Raw genomic sequence first — 1,164 nt, forward strand, 5'->3', positions numbered from 1 at the left:
AAAAAGCAACGGTGTTAGGTGTCAAGCACCGTTGCGTTTGCGTCCCGGATTCTCGCGTTGAGGATAATGATCATTTTTCGCATGACGGCGACGAGTGCGACTTTGCTCGGCTTTCCCTTTTGCTTGAGGCGCTGGAAGAACGCCTTCATGTCCGGATCGAAACGAATGGCGGGCAGCGCCGCGACGTAAAGCGCGTCGCGCAGCTGTCTTCGACCGCCTGCAATCATGCGTTTGCCGCGCATCAGTCCGCTATCGCGATTAAGCGGCGCAACGCCAACCAGCTTGGCAATCTTTCCTTTGTCCATATGCCCCAGCTCCGGCAGGTCGGCCAGAATGAAGCATGCCGTTCGCAGGCCGATTCCTTTGAGTGACATCAAAACCTCAGCCTTCCGGCCAAGGTCCGCATCCGCTTTCAGGCAAGCCGTCATTGCGTCCACAATAGTCTGGCGCTGATCGAGCAAGAAATTCAGGCTTTCCTCGACCCAGTCTTTCGTTTGCCCGCTCGCCTTTTCCCGGCGATTTTTCTCCTGCACGATCATGTGCGACAATTGTCTGTAACGGCTAACAAAATCCGCCAAAACCCGTTCCCGGGAGGAGCGTTGAAGCAGAATTCTTGTTTCCATGCGCCTTGCATAATCGGCAAGAATGAAGGCGTCGATCCTGTCGGTCTTGGAGAGCTGGCCACCGGCACGTGCAAACTGTCGGACCTGCTTCGCATTGACCTTGGCAACGGGCAGTCGTGCGGCCTGCAAGGCGGCAACGACATGGCGTTCGTAACCGCCGGTCGGCTCAAGGACCAGCCTTTCGATCCCCTCCAGAGAGACCACAAAGGTGAGAAAATCAGCAATACCTGCCGGGGTGTTTTGATAGGCGGCCATCTGGCCATCGGGCAGAACGCAGACATCCAAAGATGATTTTGATATGTCGATGCCGACAAAACGACTAGTATAAGACATGAGGCTGGTCTCCCTTATACGCGAGCGCGAAGCTCTCTCAACGGTGCGACAAGACCTCAAAAGCTGCAAAGGGTTCTGCTTTTTTACGAACGAAAGTTCCTGCCGGGCACGACCCAACCTCTTTGCAGCCGTCAGTGCGGTGTTGCATTCACCCCAATGACAAACGAGGCCGGAACGAAGTTTACCGTTCCGGCCTCAAATGTATAAG

Annotated in this window: 1 protein-coding gene; it reads right to left on the minus strand. The window is 55.2% G+C overall.

Annotated features, from left to right (window positions below; all coding sequences use genetic code 11):
- Positions 1–14: 14 nt before the first annotated feature.
- The gene (locus ACOWVS_RS23420) at positions 15–956 is read right to left on the minus strand and encodes an IS110 family transposase (RefSeq protein ID WP_025089827.1); all 942 of its coding nucleotides are present in this window, start codon (positions 954–956) and stop codon (positions 15–17) included.
- Between the last annotated feature and the right edge of the window lie 208 nt (positions 957–1,164).

It is taken from the genome of Brucella sp. IR068 (assembly GCF_049065885.1).
In the GTDB taxonomy this organism is placed as follows: Bacteria; Pseudomonadota; Alphaproteobacteria; order Rhizobiales; family Rhizobiaceae; genus Brucella; species Brucella intermedia.

Coding starts and splice junctions, on each gene's coding strand:
- ACOWVS_RS23420 (WP_025089827.1), bottom strand. CDS start 956: ATGTCTTATACTAGTCGTTTTGTCGGCATCGACATATCAAAATCATCT.